This is a genomic window from Falsiroseomonas sp., from assembly GCF_041690465.1.
GTDB lineage: Bacteria > Pseudomonadota > Alphaproteobacteria > Acetobacterales > Acetobacteraceae > Falsiroseomonas.
The window spans coordinates 1-15,108 of sequence record NZ_JAWLHG010000074.1 but is presented as its reverse complement, the minus strand read 5'-3'; the positions used below and the strand labels follow the sequence as shown (position 1 = coordinate 15,108).

Annotated in this window: 11 protein-coding genes and 5 pseudogenes; 4 read left to right on the top strand and 12 right to left on the bottom strand. The window is 67.5% G+C overall.

Going from position 1 to position 15,108, the window contains the following annotated elements; genetic code table 11:
* Window positions 1–94 precede the first annotated feature (94 nt).
* On the bottom strand, window positions 95–700 hold the full coding sequence (locus ACESM1_RS29275; protein ID WP_372624753.1) for a transposase: 606 nt from the start codon (window positions 698–700) through the stop codon (window positions 95–97).
* Window positions 701–873: 173 nt separating this feature from the next.
* On the opposite strand from ACESM1_RS29275, the pseudogene ACESM1_RS29270 reads away from it, so the two are divergent.
* Window positions 874–1,064 (top strand): annotated as a pseudogene (locus ACESM1_RS29270) (integrase core domain-containing protein); the annotation flags it as partial.
* 128 nt (window positions 1,065–1,192) lie between these two features.
* Here the strand turns inward: ACESM1_RS29270 and ACESM1_RS29265 are convergent.
* The 3 genes and pseudogenes from ACESM1_RS29265 to tnpB (ACESM1_RS29255) all read right to left on the bottom strand — a co-directional run.
* Window positions 1,193–1,630 (bottom strand): annotated as a pseudogene (locus ACESM1_RS29265) (ATP-binding protein); the annotation flags it as partial.
* A 28-nt stretch (window positions 1,631–1,658) separates the two neighbouring features.
* Window positions 1,659–1,775, bottom strand: a pseudogene (locus ACESM1_RS29260) (transposase domain-containing protein); the annotation flags it as partial.
* Between the two features lie 174 nt (window positions 1,776–1,949).
* Complete coding sequence (tnpB, locus tag ACESM1_RS29255; protein ID WP_372624752.1) at window positions 1,950–2,186, bottom strand: IS66 family insertion sequence element accessory protein TnpB; 237 nt, start codon at window positions 2,184–2,186, stop codon at window positions 1,950–1,952.
* Between the two features lie 285 nt (window positions 2,187–2,471).
* Here tnpB (ACESM1_RS29255) and ACESM1_RS29250 point away from each other — a divergent pair, with 285 nt between their 5' ends.
* Both ACESM1_RS29250 and ACESM1_RS29245 read left to right on the top strand, forming a co-directional pair.
* Window positions 2,472–2,654 (top strand): hypothetical protein, encoded by a 183-nt coding sequence (locus ACESM1_RS29250; protein ID WP_372624751.1) that lies wholly within the window; start codon window positions 2,472–2,474, stop codon window positions 2,652–2,654.
* Window positions 2,635–4,722, top strand: coding sequence for a recombinase family protein (locus tag ACESM1_RS29245; protein ID WP_372624750.1), 2,088 nt, complete (start codon window positions 2,635–2,637; stop codon window positions 4,720–4,722). The genes ACESM1_RS29250 and ACESM1_RS29245 overlap by 20 nt, the downstream gene beginning before the upstream one ends.
* A gap of 34 nt (window positions 4,723–4,756) precedes the next feature.
* Here the strand turns inward: ACESM1_RS29245 and tnpB (ACESM1_RS29240) are convergent.
* A pseudogene (gene tnpB, locus ACESM1_RS29240) lies at window positions 4,757–4,903 on the bottom strand (IS66 family insertion sequence element accessory protein TnpB); the annotation flags it as partial.
* A complete protein-coding gene (gene tnpA / locus ACESM1_RS29235) occupies window positions 4,900–5,292 on the bottom strand; it encodes an IS66-like element accessory protein TnpA (RefSeq protein WP_372624749.1) in 393 nt (130 codons plus the stop codon). The gene tnpA and the pseudogene tnpB (ACESM1_RS29240), both read right to left, overlap by 4 nt.
* Window positions 5,293–5,403: 111 nt before the next feature.
* Between tnpA and ACESM1_RS29230 the strand changes: the two are divergent.
* A pseudogene (locus tag ACESM1_RS29230) lies at window positions 5,404–5,876 on the top strand (IS630 family transposase).
* Between the two features lie 17 nt (window positions 5,877–5,893).
* Here the strand turns inward: ACESM1_RS29230 and ACESM1_RS29225 are convergent.
* From ACESM1_RS29225 to ACESM1_RS29200, 6 genes are all read right to left on the bottom strand, one after another.
* Window positions 5,894–7,714, bottom strand: coding sequence for an ABC transporter ATP-binding protein (locus tag ACESM1_RS29225; protein ID WP_372624748.1), 1,821 nt, complete (start codon window positions 7,712–7,714; stop codon window positions 5,894–5,896).
* 131 nt (window positions 7,715–7,845) lie between these two features.
* Window positions 7,846–8,763 (bottom strand): glycosyltransferase family 2 protein, encoded by a 918-nt coding sequence (locus ACESM1_RS29220; protein ID WP_372624747.1) that lies wholly within the window; start codon window positions 8,761–8,763, stop codon window positions 7,846–7,848.
* Between the two features lie 14 nt (window positions 8,764–8,777).
* The gene (locus ACESM1_RS29215) at window positions 8,778–9,677 is read right to left on the bottom strand and encodes a polysaccharide deacetylase family protein (RefSeq protein ID WP_372624746.1); all 900 of its coding nucleotides are present in this window, start codon (window positions 9,675–9,677) and stop codon (window positions 8,778–8,780) included.
* Between the two features lie 119 nt (window positions 9,678–9,796).
* A complete protein-coding gene (locus tag ACESM1_RS29210; protein WP_372624745.1) occupies window positions 9,797–11,461 on the bottom strand; it encodes a glycosyltransferase in 1,665 nt (554 codons plus the stop codon).
* 1,373 nt (window positions 11,462–12,834) lie between these two features.
* Window positions 12,835–13,782, bottom strand: a complete 948-nt coding sequence (locus tag ACESM1_RS29205) for a beta-1,6-N-acetylglucosaminyltransferase (protein WP_372624744.1) — start codon at window positions 13,780–13,782, stop codon at window positions 12,835–12,837.
* Window positions 13,783–14,115: 333 nt separating this feature from the next.
* On the bottom strand, window positions 14,116–14,883 hold the full coding sequence (locus tag ACESM1_RS29200; protein ID WP_372624743.1) for a hypothetical protein: 768 nt from the start codon (window positions 14,881–14,883) through the stop codon (window positions 14,116–14,118).
* Between the last annotated feature and the right edge of the window lie 225 nt (window positions 14,884–15,108).

The following is a 15,108-nucleotide window of genomic DNA, read 5'->3' as shown; positions in this document are numbered from 1 at the left end:
CGCTGCCGGACCTCAGGCGAAAACCGGTTCGATGTCTTCTTCGTCATGACCCCATCCTCTCAATCCGTGGGGCCTCCGACAAACCCGGGGCGGTTCAGGGAGCGATCTCGCGCCGGGCGCGGGTGGAGACGCGCACGTAGGACTGACGCAGCGCGACGCCGTGCTGGCGCGCGAGACGTCCGAGGATCTCGACGCCGCGGTGGATCAGCTTGCTGTCGGTGGGGTGCGTCACCGCCTTGGGCTGGACGGTGGTGTCGATGCTGACGCGCTCGAAGTGCTTCGGCTCGGCGGCCCCGGCGCGCTGCGCGGCGGCGAGCGTCTCGACCAGCAGCAGTTCGAGCCGCTCGGGCCCGATGCGCTGGCGCCAGCGGGTCATCGAGGAGCGGTCGAGCGGCAGGGCGTGCTGGAAGTGGGTCTCGTCGCAGAAGAGCTGGACGTAGGGGCTGTCGAGGAAGCGCGCGCAGACCGCTTCGTCGGAGAGGCCGTCCATGTGCTTGATCAGGTGCAGGCCGACCATGAGGTGGGTCGGCAGCCCGGGCCGGCCGACGCCGTCGCGATAGAGCAGGCCGAAGGCGGTGGCGAAGCGCTCCCAGGCGATCAGGCCGGCGAGGCGCACCAGGGAATGGCGGCGATCGACGAGGTTCAGCAGGGCCGAGCGGAACAGTTCGGGCTGCTCGGGCGGCGGCGATCTCGGCGGCATCGGCGTGCTCCTGCGCGGCGACGCGCCGAGGGAATCACGCCGCCGCGGCAGCTTCAACAGGGCTTCGGTTTTGCAAGGTTTTCGGCCGGTCCGGACACGCACCTTGCAATCGCGAATACTTCCAGTGGCCAGAAAGCCGCGGAATTCCAAGGACTTCAGCGTTGTTCACGACTGACGAGCTACTGAACGGGGAGGTGTTCAACACCCTCCGCGGGGCGTAGGTGCTGATCGAAGAATGGCGGCAGCACTACAATCGGACCGCCCGCACTCGGCACTGGGATACCGCCCACCCGCGCCGGAGACGGCCCCAGTGACCAGGTCGCAAGGCAGCTCAGGAGCAGGCCCGGCCGCGATCGCCCACTAAAATTCCACTCGGACCGCTCGATGGGGGCTGGTCAGCTGGCGTGCTGATGCGCGGCCCGGGCGGTCGTGCCGCAGCCGTAGGCGGATGGACGGCCGCCCGGGCCGGGGCGGCGGCGATTGTCGGGGTGGTCAGGCGCGGTTCTTGAACCGCCAGCTCTCGTTGCCGGTTTCGACGATGTCGCAGTGATGCGTCAGGCGGTCGAGCAGCGCCGTGGTCATCTTGGCGTCGCCGAACACGCTCGGCCATTCGCCGAATGCGAGGTTGGTGGTGACGATGACCGAGGTCTGCTCGTAGAGGCGGCTGACCAGGTGGAACAGCAGCTGCCCGCCGGAGAGCGCGAACGGCCGGTAGCCGAGCTCGTTGAGGAGGACGAAGTCCAGCCGGCAGAGGTGGTCCGCCAGCCGGCCGCCGCGCCCGCCACGGCTCTCTGCCTCGAGCCGGTTCACCAGGCCGACGACGTTGTAGAACCGGCCGCGGGCGCCGCCACGGATCAGCGCGCGGGCGATACCGATGGCCAGATGCGTCTTGCCCGTGCCGGTGCCGCCGACCAGACGCGGCGTTCTCCGCCTTGGCTGCATCCTCGCTGGTGGCGGCGACCAACTCGCCGAGTTCCAGCTCAAGCTGGTCGATCAGCTTGCGGCTGCGCTCCGACGAGGCGCCGAAGCGGTCATGCTTGAGCTTGGCGATGAGCAGCTTGAGATGCGCCACCATCGCCTCGGCACCGGCCGCTCGCGCCTCGGCCTCCTGCCGCGCCAACTCCGCAGCCGCGAGCGCGGCGCGCAGCGCGGAGATGTCGTCGGGCGGGATGTCCGGCTCGGTCGGCACGTGGTGAATCGAATCACAGCTCGCGTGCCGAAACCAGCGGAAATGCTCAGCCTCGGCGCATTATCCGACGACCTCAGGCCGCCAGGTCCGCTGCGGGTTCCGCCAGTCGATCCCGTCCAGCATGTAGGCCAATTGCGCGCCGGAGATCGCCACGCAGCCATCCGCCGGCGAAGGCCACAGGAAGCGCCCGCGCTCCAGCCGCTTGGCGTAGAGCGACATGCCGATGCCGTCGTGCCAGATGACCTTGACCAGGTCCCCAGACCGAGCGTGATTCCGCCTACCGTTTTGCGACGGCACGGGTGCACTACCCGTGGCACCCACTGCATGGGAGACGGCTGCGGGTCACGCAGCGCCTGACGCGGGACGGGTTCGGTATTCTCTGGTTGGAGGAGCGCGCGGGGGTCAGCCGCGTCATACCTGCCTGGATGTGCGACGAGGCCGCGTGCATCGGGATGACGCCAATCGGGCCGCCGCTCGTAGAGGTCGATGCGCTGATCCGCCTCCGCGCTCTCCTCGATGCGACGAGCAGGAGCGCCGGGTCTCCTCCAGCATCGGAGGTCCCGACAATCGAGGAGGCCTCAGATGCCGAGTCGCACGCCCGCACGGGCGCAGCTCTCCCTCGCTCTGGCGCCACCGCCACCGTCGCCCGTGCCGATCCTGCCGGAGGCGGCGATGGCGACCCTCGCGGAGCTCCTGCTCGAGGCGGCCGGCCGCGTCGTCGTCCGCGCAACGGAGGAGGCCGGCGATGAGCAGGATCACCGCTGACCACCTTGTCCGCAGCGCGGTCGTCTACGTCCGCCAGTCCACCATGGCGCAGGTGCTCGGCAACACGGAGAGCCAGCGACGCCAGTATGCCCTCGCGGATGCGGCGCGTGCCGCGGGGTTCGCGACGGTGGCGGTGATCGACGACGATCTCGGCCGCTCCGGCTCCGGTCTCGCCGAGCGGCCGGGGTTTCAGAGGCTTGTCACAGCCGTATGCACCGGGTCGGTCGGCGCCGTATATTGCATCGAGGCATCCCGCCTCGCCCGGAACGGGCGCGACTGGCATCACCTCGTCGACCTCTGCGCCCTCGCCGGAGCGCTGGTGATCGACCCGGACGGCACCTACGATCCTCGCCTCGTCAACGACCGGCTCCTGCTGGGGCTCAAGGGGACGATGTCCGAGTACGAACTCTCCCTCCTGCGCCAGCGCGGGCTCGAGGCGCGTGACGGCAAGGCCCGGCGCGGGGCGCTGCGGTTCACCCTGCCGCCTGGCTACGTCTGGAGCGAGGACGGGCGAATTGAGATCGATCCAGACGAGCGGGTCTCGGGTGCGATCCGCATGGTGTTCGCGAAGTACCGCGAACTCGGCAGTGCCCGCCAGCTGTTCCTCTGGGCACGCGGTGCAGGGGTGACCCTCCCTGTCGTGAGGCGCAACGTCGCCGCCTACCGGATCACCTGGCGGGCGCCCGCTTACCACACCGTCGTGCAGGTCCTGCACAACCCGATCTACGCGGGCGCCTACGCGTTCGCACGCCGCGGCAGCCGCGTCCGTGTCGAGGGCGGCCGCGCGCGCAAGACGAGCGGGCACGACCGGCCGATGGCAGAGTGGGGAGCGCTCATCCGGGACAACCACGAGGGCTACATCACCTGGACTGAGTTCGAGGAGAACCAGAGGACCTTCCTGGAGAACGCCCACATGCAGCGGCGTGCCTCACGCAAGGCCGCGCGCGGCGGTCGTGCGCTCCTGACGGGCCTCGTCCGATGCGGGCGGTGCGGCCGCATGATGCGGGTGTTCTACGGGATGGCCTCGGGACACGCGCACAGATACCAATGCCGCGGTGACGACGCCCATGTCGGGGCGGGTCTGTGCATCGGCATCGGCGGCGTGCGCGTGGATCGCGCGATCGCCGATGCGCTGATCGAGGCCGTGTCGGGCCACGCTGTCGAGGCGGCCATGCTCGCGGCTGACCGGGCGATGGAGGCGGATACCGCGGTCCGCGAGGCGCTCGGGAGAGACCTGGAGGCGGCCCGCTACGACGCCTCCCTCGCGGCCCGACGGCACGATCTGGTCGACCCGGCCAAGCGGCACGTCGCGCGCGAACTCGAGACGCGCTGGAATGCCGCCCTCGAGCGTGTAGCGGCGCTCGAGCGGCGCATCGCCGAGCTGCGCGCCGAAGCGTCGGCGCGCCCGCGGGTGGACCGGGAGGCCCTGCTACGCCTCGCCCACGACCTGCCAGCCGCATGGAACGCGCCGACCGCCGACGCACGCACCAGGCAGCGGCTCGTCCACAGCGTCGTCCAGGAAGCCGTCATCGACCTCGACGATGCGGCGAACGAGGCGGTGCTCATCGTGCATTGGGCCGGCGGGCGGCATAGCGAGATCCGCGTTGCCCGAGTGAGGACGGGCCGTTACCCAGTCGACCGGACGCGCTGCCCCGTCGAAGCGCTACGCCGCCTCGCGCCCGAGTGGCCGGATCGGGAGGTCGCGGTCGCGCTCAACCGCATGCACTGCCGCACGGCCGACGGCGAGACCTGGACGGCGGTGCGGGTCCGCGAGCTCCGCTTGCGCCTTGGCATACCCGAGCATGCACCTGGAAGCGACGTCGAGCCGACCATCTCCGTCCAGAAGGCAGCGCATCGCCTCGGCATCTGCGTCGGCTCGGTGCACCGGCTCATCCGCGAGGGAACGCTGCCCGCGTCACAGGTGATGCACTCGGCGCCCTGGAAGGTCCCACTCGCCGCACTCGACACCGAGGCCGTGCGCGCCGGAGTGCAGGCGGTGAAGAACCGCCGTCCAACCAATTGCCAGCATTGGCAACGGGATGAGGCCATGCGCCTCCCCGGCCTCTGACGGAGAAGATGCAGAATGTCTCGCGATCGCCGCGACGGCCACGAAAAACGTAGAGATCGCCGCCGTGCGGGCCGCGCCCGAGCGCCTGCTGCACCTGCAGCGCCAGGCTGTTCATACCGCGCCGCATGTCGGTGTGGCCCACCGCCAGCCAGACCCGAACGCCGGAGGGGACCGGGATCATCCGCGCAGCGCCGCCAGCACGCGACGCAGCGCCGTGCTGCCGACCGTCTCCGGAACACGCAGCGCGGTGCCGTCCGGCAGCACGATCTCGATCCGGTCGTCGCGTTCGACAGGATCGGCGCAGGGTGAAGATGCGCCCGAGCCCGCTGCCGACGCCGGCGCTGGCAACTCCGGCACGACGCGCACCGGCACGGAGCTCGCCTCCTCCGCCACCAACGTCCCGCGCCGCTGCGCGTCCCGCCATTGCCACAGCAGGCCGCGGCTCACCTCGTGCCGGCGCGCCACATCGACGAACTTCGCACCCGGCTCGCCTAACTCGGCGAGGATCCGCAGTTTCTCCTCGGGCCGCCAATGGCGGCGCCGCTCCACACCGGTGATGATCTCCACCACGCCAGCCGCCTCCGTCCTTAACGGCGCTCCAAAGAACGCCCGTAGGAACACAAGGCAGGTTCAGCGCCATCCCAGTAGGCGGCCGTCGCCGGACGGATACTCAACACCAAGATGACGCGCCTTCGCCGCCGCGCTCGCCGGGGGCAGCGGCTGCGCGCGCGTGCTCCCCATGCGAAGTGGGGCACGCAAACCTTCATCGCCGGGCTGCGTGCCGATCGCCTGGTGGCGCCCTGGGTGATCGACGGCCCGATCAACCGCGCCGCCTTCAACACCTACATCGAGACCCAACTCGCCCCGACGCTTGCGCGCGGCGATGTCGTGATCGTCGACAACCTCTCCGTCCAAACAGCGCCGTCGCCAAGGCCGCCTTGCGGCGCCGCGGCGCATGGTTCCTCTTCATGCCGCAGTACTCGCCCGACCTGAACCCGATCGAGATGGCGTTCGCCAAGCTCAAGTCGCACCTACGAAAGGCTGCAGCTCGAACCTTCGACCGCCTGATCGCCGCCATCGGTGACATCTGCAATCTCTACGAACCAGACGAATGCTGGAACTATTTCAGAACCGCTGGCTGCGCGCCGGATTAACCGCACGACGCTCTCAATCAAGCGCTCGCGTCAAACGCCTCGCTCTGTAGGCGCCACAGCCGCGAGAACGCCCCTGCCTCTTGCCGGAGCAGATCGCGTGGCTCTCCGTGCTCGATGATGCGACCGGCCTGCATCACGACGACGTGGTCGGCATCTCGGATTGTGCTCAGCCTGTGCGCGATCACGAGCATCGTTGTCTTGCCCGAAAGCCGCTTCAGAGCGTCCTGCACGAGGCTCTCGGAAAAGGAGTCCAGAGCGCTCGTGGCCTCGTCGAGGACGAGGATCTCCGGCTCGCAGAGCAAGGCGCGCGCGAGTGCGATCCGTTGACGCTGTCCGGCTGAAAGGCGGAGCCCTCCGTCGCCAATCGGCGTGTCCCAACCTTGAGGCAGATTCTCGATGAAGTCCGTCGCATGCGCCGCGTGGGCCGCTTCCTCGGCCTCCTGCCTGGTTGCTTCGGGCCGCCCGAAGCAGACCGCTTCCATAATGGTGTCTCCGATCAACTCGGTGTCCTGCCCGGAGAAGGCGAGGCGGCTCCGCCAATCCGCGAGATCGAGCTCCGTAAGCGACACGCCGTCCACCGTGATCCGACCGACCAGAGGATCGTGGAGCCGGAACAGGAGGTTCACGACGGTGCTCTTGCCGGATCCCGACTCCCCAACGATGGCGGTCACCCTGTTCTTCCGGATCTCTAATGACACGTCCGAGATGGCCTGCTTCACCTCGCCATCCTCGCCGTAGGAAAACCCGACTTCCTCGAAGCGGATACCCCGGCGGAGCGTGCGGAATGGCCGCGTCCCGTTCGGGAGGTAGGGCTTATCGTCCCGTCGCATCAGCGCCAGGATGTGCTCGACGACGGGAATTTGCCCGGCGAGTTCGACCCGCAGGTGGTCGAGCCGCCGCGCGTGCGGCTGGAGCCTGTAGAGAAGAACCATGTAGCCGACCAGGGTTGCGAAGCTCATGCCGGACGCCCAGGCACCCAGCAGGATTCCGAGGAAGAGCGGCGCGTAGAGCAGTTCCGTCAGGGGCTGGATCATCGCGCGCCCCATATCAACCCGCTCGGCCGCTACCCTGTCGCCCTCCGATGCGTGCTCAAAACGGTCCAGCGCGGCTTGTTCCTGACCGAAAAGCCGGATCGTTCTCATGCTGGCGATGACTTCCATGGCGCGCCGGGAGAGGAGTGCGCCAGGCGCCACTGTTGCTGCTCCAAGGTGGTGCATGCGGTGGGCGACGAAGCGGACGACGAGTGCGATCACCGCCGCCCCAAGAGCGCCTGCGAGCGTGAGCGCCGGCGAGATCACCAAGAGCAGGGCGCTGAACACGACGATGGTGCAGAGGCTGCTCAGCATCTTCGAGACGGACATCAGAAGCTCACCGGCGAGCCATGTCTCGCGCCGGAGAATGTCGAAGAGCCGGCCCCGGTCACGGGTCGCGAAATACGCGTAGCCAACGTCGAGCAACTGCCGAAAGAGGACCATTCTGAGCCGGTGCGTGATGCGCCCGACAATGCGCACCGCGATGGCGTCGTATGCGAACAGCACCGCTGCGCGCACGCCCGCAAGCAGCAGGATGAGGCCGATCAGCAGCGCCACCCGCTCGCTTTCCGACAACCCGTAAGCCACCCGTCCCGCGATCTCTCCAATCCGGCCGCCTTCCTCCCCCTGGCCAAAGATCGCGGCGAAGAGCGGGATCATCAGGCCGATGCCCAGGCCTTCCGTCAGCGCGCTGAGGACTCCCAGGCCGATGAGCACCGGCGCCGACCACCAATAGCCGCGCGTGACCGCGATGAGGCTCCTGAAGTGGTGGCGCTCGATGCCAAGAATCTTCGATGGCAGCCGCATTGCTCAGATGCCAGGCGGCCACGGGAAGCGGCCGCGAACCGCCGCCAGCACCAGGGCATGCGCTTCGGAGCCTGTCGCCGGCCGTGCATCAAGGCGGGCTCGCCTCCTTCGGTACCGCCCGGAAATACTCATCAGCGTGCTCCGACCCTGCGGGCGACCCAACCGAGCGCGCGTCGGCCAACCCGCACGACCCGCTTGGCGCGCGCTGCCACCGAAGGATGACGGTACGGAAGGAGCGCCCGCTGCAGGTCCTGCCAGGCTCGCCCGCCGACAAGACCCTGGTCCTTCAGGTATGTCTCGAACCATTCCAGGTAGAATCTGCGGTTTCGATCATAACCCTCGCCGCCGAGATCGACCTCCGTGCAGGAGCCCGGCCGCTGCCGATAGTCGTCCCAGCACGAGGAGGAAACGTAGGCAGGCGTCACGAGGTAGAGCTTCGTGAGGAAGGCCTGGTCCTCGTACGCGTTGCGAAAGCTGTCCTCCCAACCGCCGACCTTCTCGGCGACGTCCGCGCGCACGAGAACGCCGTTCATCGATGGCGACGTCCCTTGCCCGAGAGGATAGAGCAACTCCAGAAGCCGCGGCGGCTCGATCACCGTGTCCTGGGGGGCGCCGACCTTTATCACGTAGTCCTCACCCTGCGCGTCGGCTCTCCAGCTGTACCACATGCGGTAGGAGCCCATGACGAGCCCGACCTCCGGGTGCTCGGCGATTATCCTTGCTTGCTCCTCGAGCTTGCTTGGAACCAACACATCATCGCCGTCGAGGGAGGCCAGCCAGCGTCCCCGCGCGTGCTGCCGCCCCAGATTGCGGGAGGCACTGATCCCGCGATTAGCATGTCCGGGATGCTCGAGCACACGGATACGATCGGGATATTTCTCGGCATACCCGCGAGCGACTGCACTCCCCTCGTCCGTGGAGCCGTCATCCACGAGAAGGAGCTCCCAGTCATCCATGGTCTGGGCGAGGACGCTCTCGATCGCCTCGCCGAGATAGGGGCCGACGTTCATGAAGGGCGTGATCACGCTGAAAAGAGGCGTCCGCTGCATTGTTCCTCCGGCCATCAGAGTTCGCCTGTCAAAAGGGATCGCTCGAACTCGGCCCCGTTCCAGTCGCGCATCTGGATGCGCGGCAGGTGTTGTAGCTGATGGTGGCGGCGGACGGGCCGCGACTCGGTCGTAAGGGCATTCTCGAAACCCGCCTCGCGGACCAGACACACGGTCTCCGCATCGCGATCTCCATAGGGGTAGGAGAAGTTCCTGACGGCCCGGCCAGCGATGTCCTCACAGGCCTGCTTGCTCCCCGCGATCTCGGCGCGCTTTGTCGCCCCGTCATGGGCGGGAAGCGTCGGATGCGTGAGGGTGTGGGCGCCGATCTCCGCGAGGGGATGATTCGCCAGCCTCGCTGCCTCCTCCAATGTCAGCGATCGGGCATCCACGGGTGCGGGCTCCCGCATGCCAGCCCAGGCCCGAAGTTCCGAAAGCAGCCGCGCTTGCATGTCGCGCCGCAGTGGCTTCAGCACCTTCCAAAGATCGAGATAAAGGTCCTCGGTTGGCTCGGTCGTGGGTTCCCACCCTCGCCACGTGCCTGGCGACGGACGCTGCACCGTCTCCTGGCCTGGCCGCACCCGGCGGATGGTCGTTCCCTCGATGCTGAGCTCCAGATGTTCCGGAAGCGCATGTCCGCGGAGAAGTATCCAGCCGAGTTCGTCCCACCAGAACGAGCTCTTTCCATCGAGGAGCCCGGGGCTGAGGAAGAATGTCGCCGGCACCTCGTGCCGTTCCAGCATCGGTATCGCTGAATGCAGATTGTCGGCGTAGCCGTCATCGAACGTCACGGCGACGGCGTTTCGGACCAGTGTTCCCGCGCGCAGTTCGTCAAGCATTCGTCCAAGCGACATAACAACGCAATGCTTGCGCAGCACCGAAAGCTGCTCGTCGAAGCGCTCCGGTGCGACGGCCAAGGCCCAGGGGTCGTGCTGCGGTCGCGCGACCCGGTGATACGTGAGAACGAGACGCCGACCCGACATCCGCCATGCCGTTCGCCGGGCCAGCCGGCGGAGGCCAAGGCGCGGGCGCCTCATCACAGCCTCTCCGAACCGGCCTTCACGGCGCGGGCTGCCACGATGACCGGGTAGGCGTCATCCTGCACCGCCAGCTCTTCCGGCGCTAACTCGGCAGTCGCGATGCCATGCAGGAAGGCGAGCGCGCTTAGCACGTTTCCGTGGGTCTCGACGTCCACTTCGGACCAGCCTTCCGCGAGCAGACACCGCAGCGCCGTTGCTGTCAGCGACCAGTACCAGGTGTCGCGCCATTCGTCCCGGTCTATCTGGGTGATGCCCGGCACCGTGATAAGGACGACCCCCCCGGGCCGCAGGATGCGGTGGATTGTCCGGATCGCCGCAGGCATGTCGAAGATCAGGTGCAGTGTCTGCGTCAGCACCAAACAGTCGAAGGTCTCGTTCGGAATGTGCGCTGCGTTCGCAAGGTCTCCGACGATTGTGGCCTTCGGCGCGCCTTCTGAAATGTGGAGCACATCGCTGTGTTTCACTCGGCTGCCGCCGAAGTTCAGCGTGTAGTCGTTGTCACCGATCTCGAGAACGCGGCCCGCAATGTCGGCAGCATGGCGTGCGAGGAAGCCCTCAATGTAGTGCCGGTCTATGGGCTTGCCTCTCTGGAAGCCGAAGTGCGGTTCTATCGGCCTCGTCCGTCGAAAGTCACCCCAGTTGATCTGGCCGAAGCCCGGCGTCAGCGGCCCGCGGCCAAGGCGGCGGCGTACCCCACTGCGCAGCCGGTGTGGCAACCATCGTTCTGCCCGGCGAGTCACACTTGCGACAGTGTCCGACAGTGCCGGCAGTAACGCCTTGGGCGCGAGCTTCGTCGCCAAGGCGAGATTCTTCAGTGCCCTTTCCGCGCTCCTCGCGGTCGCGAGGTCCCTGATCGCCTGCTTCACCAGAGGCAGACCATACCTTCGTTGAAAGTGAGCGATCCCCTCACCTAGCGCCGCGGCTTCGACCGCATTCCTCGGCACTTGCCTTCCAAGCACCTCCATGGTGCTTCGGAGCATCCGAGCTGCATCCTCTGACATGTTCGAGCCGTGGCGGCGATACTCAGCTACGAGTTCCCCGTGGCATCCGAAAGCACCCGAGCGCGCGAGGCGGAGGTACACGTCGTAATCCTCCGACGCCCGCAAGGAGGCGTCGAACCCTCCGATTGCCTCCAGTCGTTGGCGCCGGTAGAGCACTGTGGCGTGCATCACCACAAGATTGTCTCGCAACAATTCCACGTAGGAGGTGTTCGTCGGTCCCGGGATCGTCTCCCAGAGCGACCGCCGATCCGCATCCACGCCGCGGTGTCCGCCGAAGACGAAGGCCCAGTCGGGATTTTCCGCAAGCAGCCGCGCCCCCGTCTTGATGGCGTGCGGCATGAGAAGGTCATCCGCATCGAGAAAGGTGATGAGGGAGCCCGACGCCTCCCGCAATCCTCGGTTTCGTGCAGCCGAAAGGCCCGCATTTTCCTGATGCACGTACCGGATGCCCGGAAAGCGGCGGCACACCTCCGCTGTGTCATCTGTCGATCCGTCATCGACGACGATCGTCTCGATCGGCTGGTGATCCTGCATCATCACGCTGCCGATGGCGTCGGGTAGCCACCTCCCGTGGTTGTAACAGGTGATAACTACCGTCACACACTCTCGGTGCGTGCCGCGTTGCTCATCAGTCTTCGGCCTCGTTCGGGTCAGGTCCATGCGGTGCCTCACGCTGCGGCGCGAACGATTCGATCTCGACTCACCGCTCAAGCACCGTTCGCAACCTTCGAGTTGCTGAAGTCCGGTCGCGCACATCCCTTCGTGCAGGAGCGCCGACGGTCGGAAGGCTCAGAGTCGATCGGGTCGTCAGCGCGGGCAGCCACCGCTCGCAGCCCTGGTCCTGACCGGAGGAGAGAAGGTCGTTGAGCGCGGCGGCGAAGCGGCGCGTTCGGTATCGAACTCGCGGCTGCGGCCAGCGAACAGCGGCCCGGCTGCTGTCCGGCATCCAGTGTTGTGGCACAGACGCCTGAACAGCAGGATTCGCCTATGCGGTGGCGGCATAGGTACGGCCCGCGCTCTTCCCCCGCAAGAGCGCCGATCGACAGGATCTGCTCGCAACGCCGCGCCTAGGCGGCAAGTTGGGAGGCAAACCGCTACTGCCGGCGACCTCATTGCCGAGGCGTAGCGAGGACAAGCTCGCGGTGCACGCCGCCCTCACGGCAGTTCTCGACGAGTGGCAGATGGCGGCGCGGGAGGGAGGGTGTGACGCGGAGCATCATGGCGTCGCCCATGAAACTATATCCTCGCGAAAACGCAGAGACACATGGCTGCGACCGGCTGAGTGCCATCGGTGGGAACTGCAGCATCACCGCGGATCTTGCGCCGCGACGAGCCTCGCGATGGTCGCAGACATAGCGGGGCTTTCCGTGTCGCGCACCTCGCACGGCCTAGGAGCCTGTCCGAGTATTCCTCGCCCACACCGCAGTCAGCAATTTTGATACACGAAGGCTATCATCGGTATCCGCTTTCACTTTCACAGGCGCTATAGGAGCAAGGTTGTGTCGCCCTTTGTCGCGAATCTGCTTTCTCGGACAGGCTCCTAGCCCGCGATCGAGTGTGCACACCGCAGTTGGGCACGCCAGGACGTGAATCGCCGGCCCGGAATGGGCTGGACCCGAGTTGCCCGGATACAGTCCGGGCAACTCGGGTCCAGCGTTCACAGGCTGAGCAAGCTGCGGCACCCGGTCCCGCCACACCCACGTATGTGACGGCGCTGGCAGGATGGTGACGCTGGCAGAGACCCGTCGGAGCGCAAGGCGGCCCACCGTCCAGGTCGATGGGAACCTCATCAAAGGAGGCTGAGTGGATCTCGAAGGCCGCGGCGAGCCGCTCCGGCAGTCGATAGCGCAACACCCCCCGCCGAAGCCGCAGGTCGAGTGGTGAGGCCAAGGAACTGCGACAACAAGTGATCGGCGTCGCCGCTCGGGATTGCGCACCGTCATCCACGTCTGCGCCACGCAGGAATCGGCGCGCACGCGGGTGGGACCACGCCGCCCGGTACGGAGCGTGCAGCAGGGCCGGCTCCTCGCCTCTCATGCCAGAGCCGCCATCAGTGAAGGGCAGCGTCCGTCGGCCATCTCCAGCGCCATGCGCACTGCATCCGCATCCACACGGGTGTCGAACTTGCGGGCGAACGGCATGCCGCTCGCCGCCGCCGCCGGAATGTCCGCGACCGTCAGCACGCGCGGACTGTAACCGTTCTTCATCTGGTACAGCGGTGACGGCGCGTGGTTTGCGGCGAAAGCCGAGGCTCCGATCAGGGTGTGGAAGAAGGACTCGTCGGGGATGCACGAGTAGCGGAAGAAGCGCTCATACCAGGCATTGGCCTCGAGAAAGGCGAGGATATGCCGGACACAGTCAGCGCTGATGCACCACCACTGGCTCCCGGCCATGGGGGTCATGCCATGCAGGCCGCGCGCCAGGTCTCGGCGGCCGAGCCGCCAATTGTTCCGGTTCAGCCAACGCAGCATCGGCCGGTGCTCCTCGCGTCCGGGCAGAGATCGGTACCAGAATCGGCGCAGACTCTTTTCGTCCATCGCCTCCGATGCGGCGAAAGCGAGATCGATATGCTCACGTCCGTCGAGCAGACGGGCCCCGATGGCCGCAGCGTCACGGATGGGCAGGTGCGTGCCGCTGAGCAGGAGCATGGCTCGCGTGCCGGGTGCATCCTGCAGTGCCACGCGCATGAGCGCGAGAGTCGCACTTACGATGGAGAAGCCGCCCCATTCCACGCGGTGGCTCTCCTCGGCCGACAGAACCCAGCTGCCTTGCGATGCGAGTGTCACCAGCTCGGTGAGCGTATGGCCCGCGCGTGCATCGACATGCACGTAACAGCGGGCGCCGTGGCGCTCCAGCCACTCCAACAGCAGCGCAACTTGCCTCGCATTATCGTGCGCCAGCACCAGACAGGCGAGGCCATGAAGGGGCTGCGCCGTCCCGCACATCGGCGCCACCGTTACGCCACGCTGGTCATAAGGCATCCAGGAAGCCGACACGAAGTCGCATGATGCTTGAACACAGATGTTGGCCCCTGATGCCGCGGCCAGCCCGTCGCGCGAAGTCGCAAGTGCGAGAGTTGCGCTTTCGCAACCTGACGCCCGTCGCATGCAAGCCGACCACGCGCCCGGCGGCCAGCATGGAAGCGAGAGAGAAGACCCCGGCAGCGGCGCACTCGAGAATGACTGGAAGCAGGCCGAGACGTCCGCGCTCAGCGCTAGAGCCAAGCGGGCGTTCCCCGCCAGACCGCCCGGCTCCACCAGGGCGGTAAGGTGTCTGCCTGGTTGGCGGCGGTGCGGCGGATTTTATGGCTCTTCTTACCATCGCGTCTCACCCTCCAGGATGACCGGTGCCCATGCGCGCCAGTAGGCCTCGACAGCGGCGCTGCGTGGAAGCACCGCGCGCCCGAGCAGCGCGGCGAAGATGCTGCAGACGACGCTGTCGGTCGCCAGCCCGGTGTGGGCGACGAGGAGCCGACGCCAGCGCTCGAGGAGCCAGCGGCGGTGGATCTGGTCGGCCTGAGCCTTTGGCAGCCCCGCAAGTGCAACCCATCTTGCGGCTCTCTTCCATGCGCCACCGGTCGGGGGCGGGAGTTCGGCGTGCATGCGCCGCTCGCCCGACAGATCCAGGACGCGGTCTTCTTCCGTCGCAAGCGGATGATGGTCGAGAAGACCCCAAAGCGCATGAGCCGGGTCGGGCAGCGCGATGCTGCGCAGCCCGGCCCGGGGCGGCGCCTCATCGAATGACTGGCAGAGAAGCCAGTGCGGCCTGGCAAGGCCGGCGGCGCGATCCAGCGTCGCCGTCCCGGCCTCCGCGGGCCAGAGCAGGACGGGAGCCTGTCCGCAGAGCCGAGGGAGCGCCTCTGTCGTTCCACCGAGCCAAATGACAGCCTCCGCCGGACCCGCAGGCTGCCCGAACTCCCCGATCCTGGCCGGGAAACCCGTCGCGGCAAGCAGGGACCGCAGCCCCGCAAGCCGCAGCGATCCCTCCATCTCGCCACGGGCGGGAAGACCGCAGATGCGGACGCGGCGACAATCGCCGAGAAGAGCCGGCAAGCCATCCAGGCGGCGCTTCAGCCGCTCCATCGCCCAACCCCTTCCGCTGCCAGGGCCGGCGCACCCCGCCGCGCGGTCCTCGGCGGCCGGTGAAAGTGCTGCACTATGCACGCCAGGATCCCGCCCCCTCGGGGATGACAGTCCGGTGGCCTCCACCCGGCAGCCGGCACCGCGCGGCACCGAGCTCCACAGCCAGGCGGTGCCACCGCATGTCGGGCCGTGGGCGGGGCCGGAACATGGGCGGCATCCACGTCG

Bases quoted from the DNA above. Each gene is read 5' to 3' on its own strand.
- ACESM1_RS29200 (WP_372624743.1), bottom strand. From the start codon at position 14,883: ATGGAGCGGCTGAAGCGCCGCCTGGATGGCTTGCCGGCTCTTCTCGGC.
- ACESM1_RS29245 (WP_372624750.1), top strand. From the start codon at position 2,635: ATGAGCAGGATCACCGCTGACCACCTTGTCCGCAGCGCGGTCGTCTAC.
- ACESM1_RS29275 (WP_372624753.1), bottom strand. From the start codon at position 700: ATGCCGCCGAGATCGCCGCCGCCCGAGCAGCCCGAACTGTTCCGCTCG.
- ACESM1_RS29205 (WP_372624744.1), bottom strand. From the start codon at position 13,782: ATGCCTTATGACCAGCGTGGCGTAACGGTGGCGCCGATGTGCGGGACG.
- ACESM1_RS29225 (WP_372624748.1), bottom strand. From the start codon at position 7,714: ATGCGGCTGCCATCGAAGATTCTTGGCATCGAGCGCCACCACTTCAGG.
- ACESM1_RS29250 (WP_372624751.1), top strand. From the start codon at position 2,472: ATGCCGAGTCGCACGCCCGCACGGGCGCAGCTCTCCCTCGCTCTGGCG.
- ACESM1_RS29220 (WP_372624747.1), bottom strand. From the start codon at position 8,763: ATGCAGCGGACGCCTCTTTTCAGCGTGATCACGCCCTTCATGAACGTC.
- ACESM1_RS29210 (WP_372624745.1), bottom strand. From the start codon at position 11,461: ATGGACCTGACCCGAACGAGGCCGAAGACTGATGAGCAACGCGGCACG.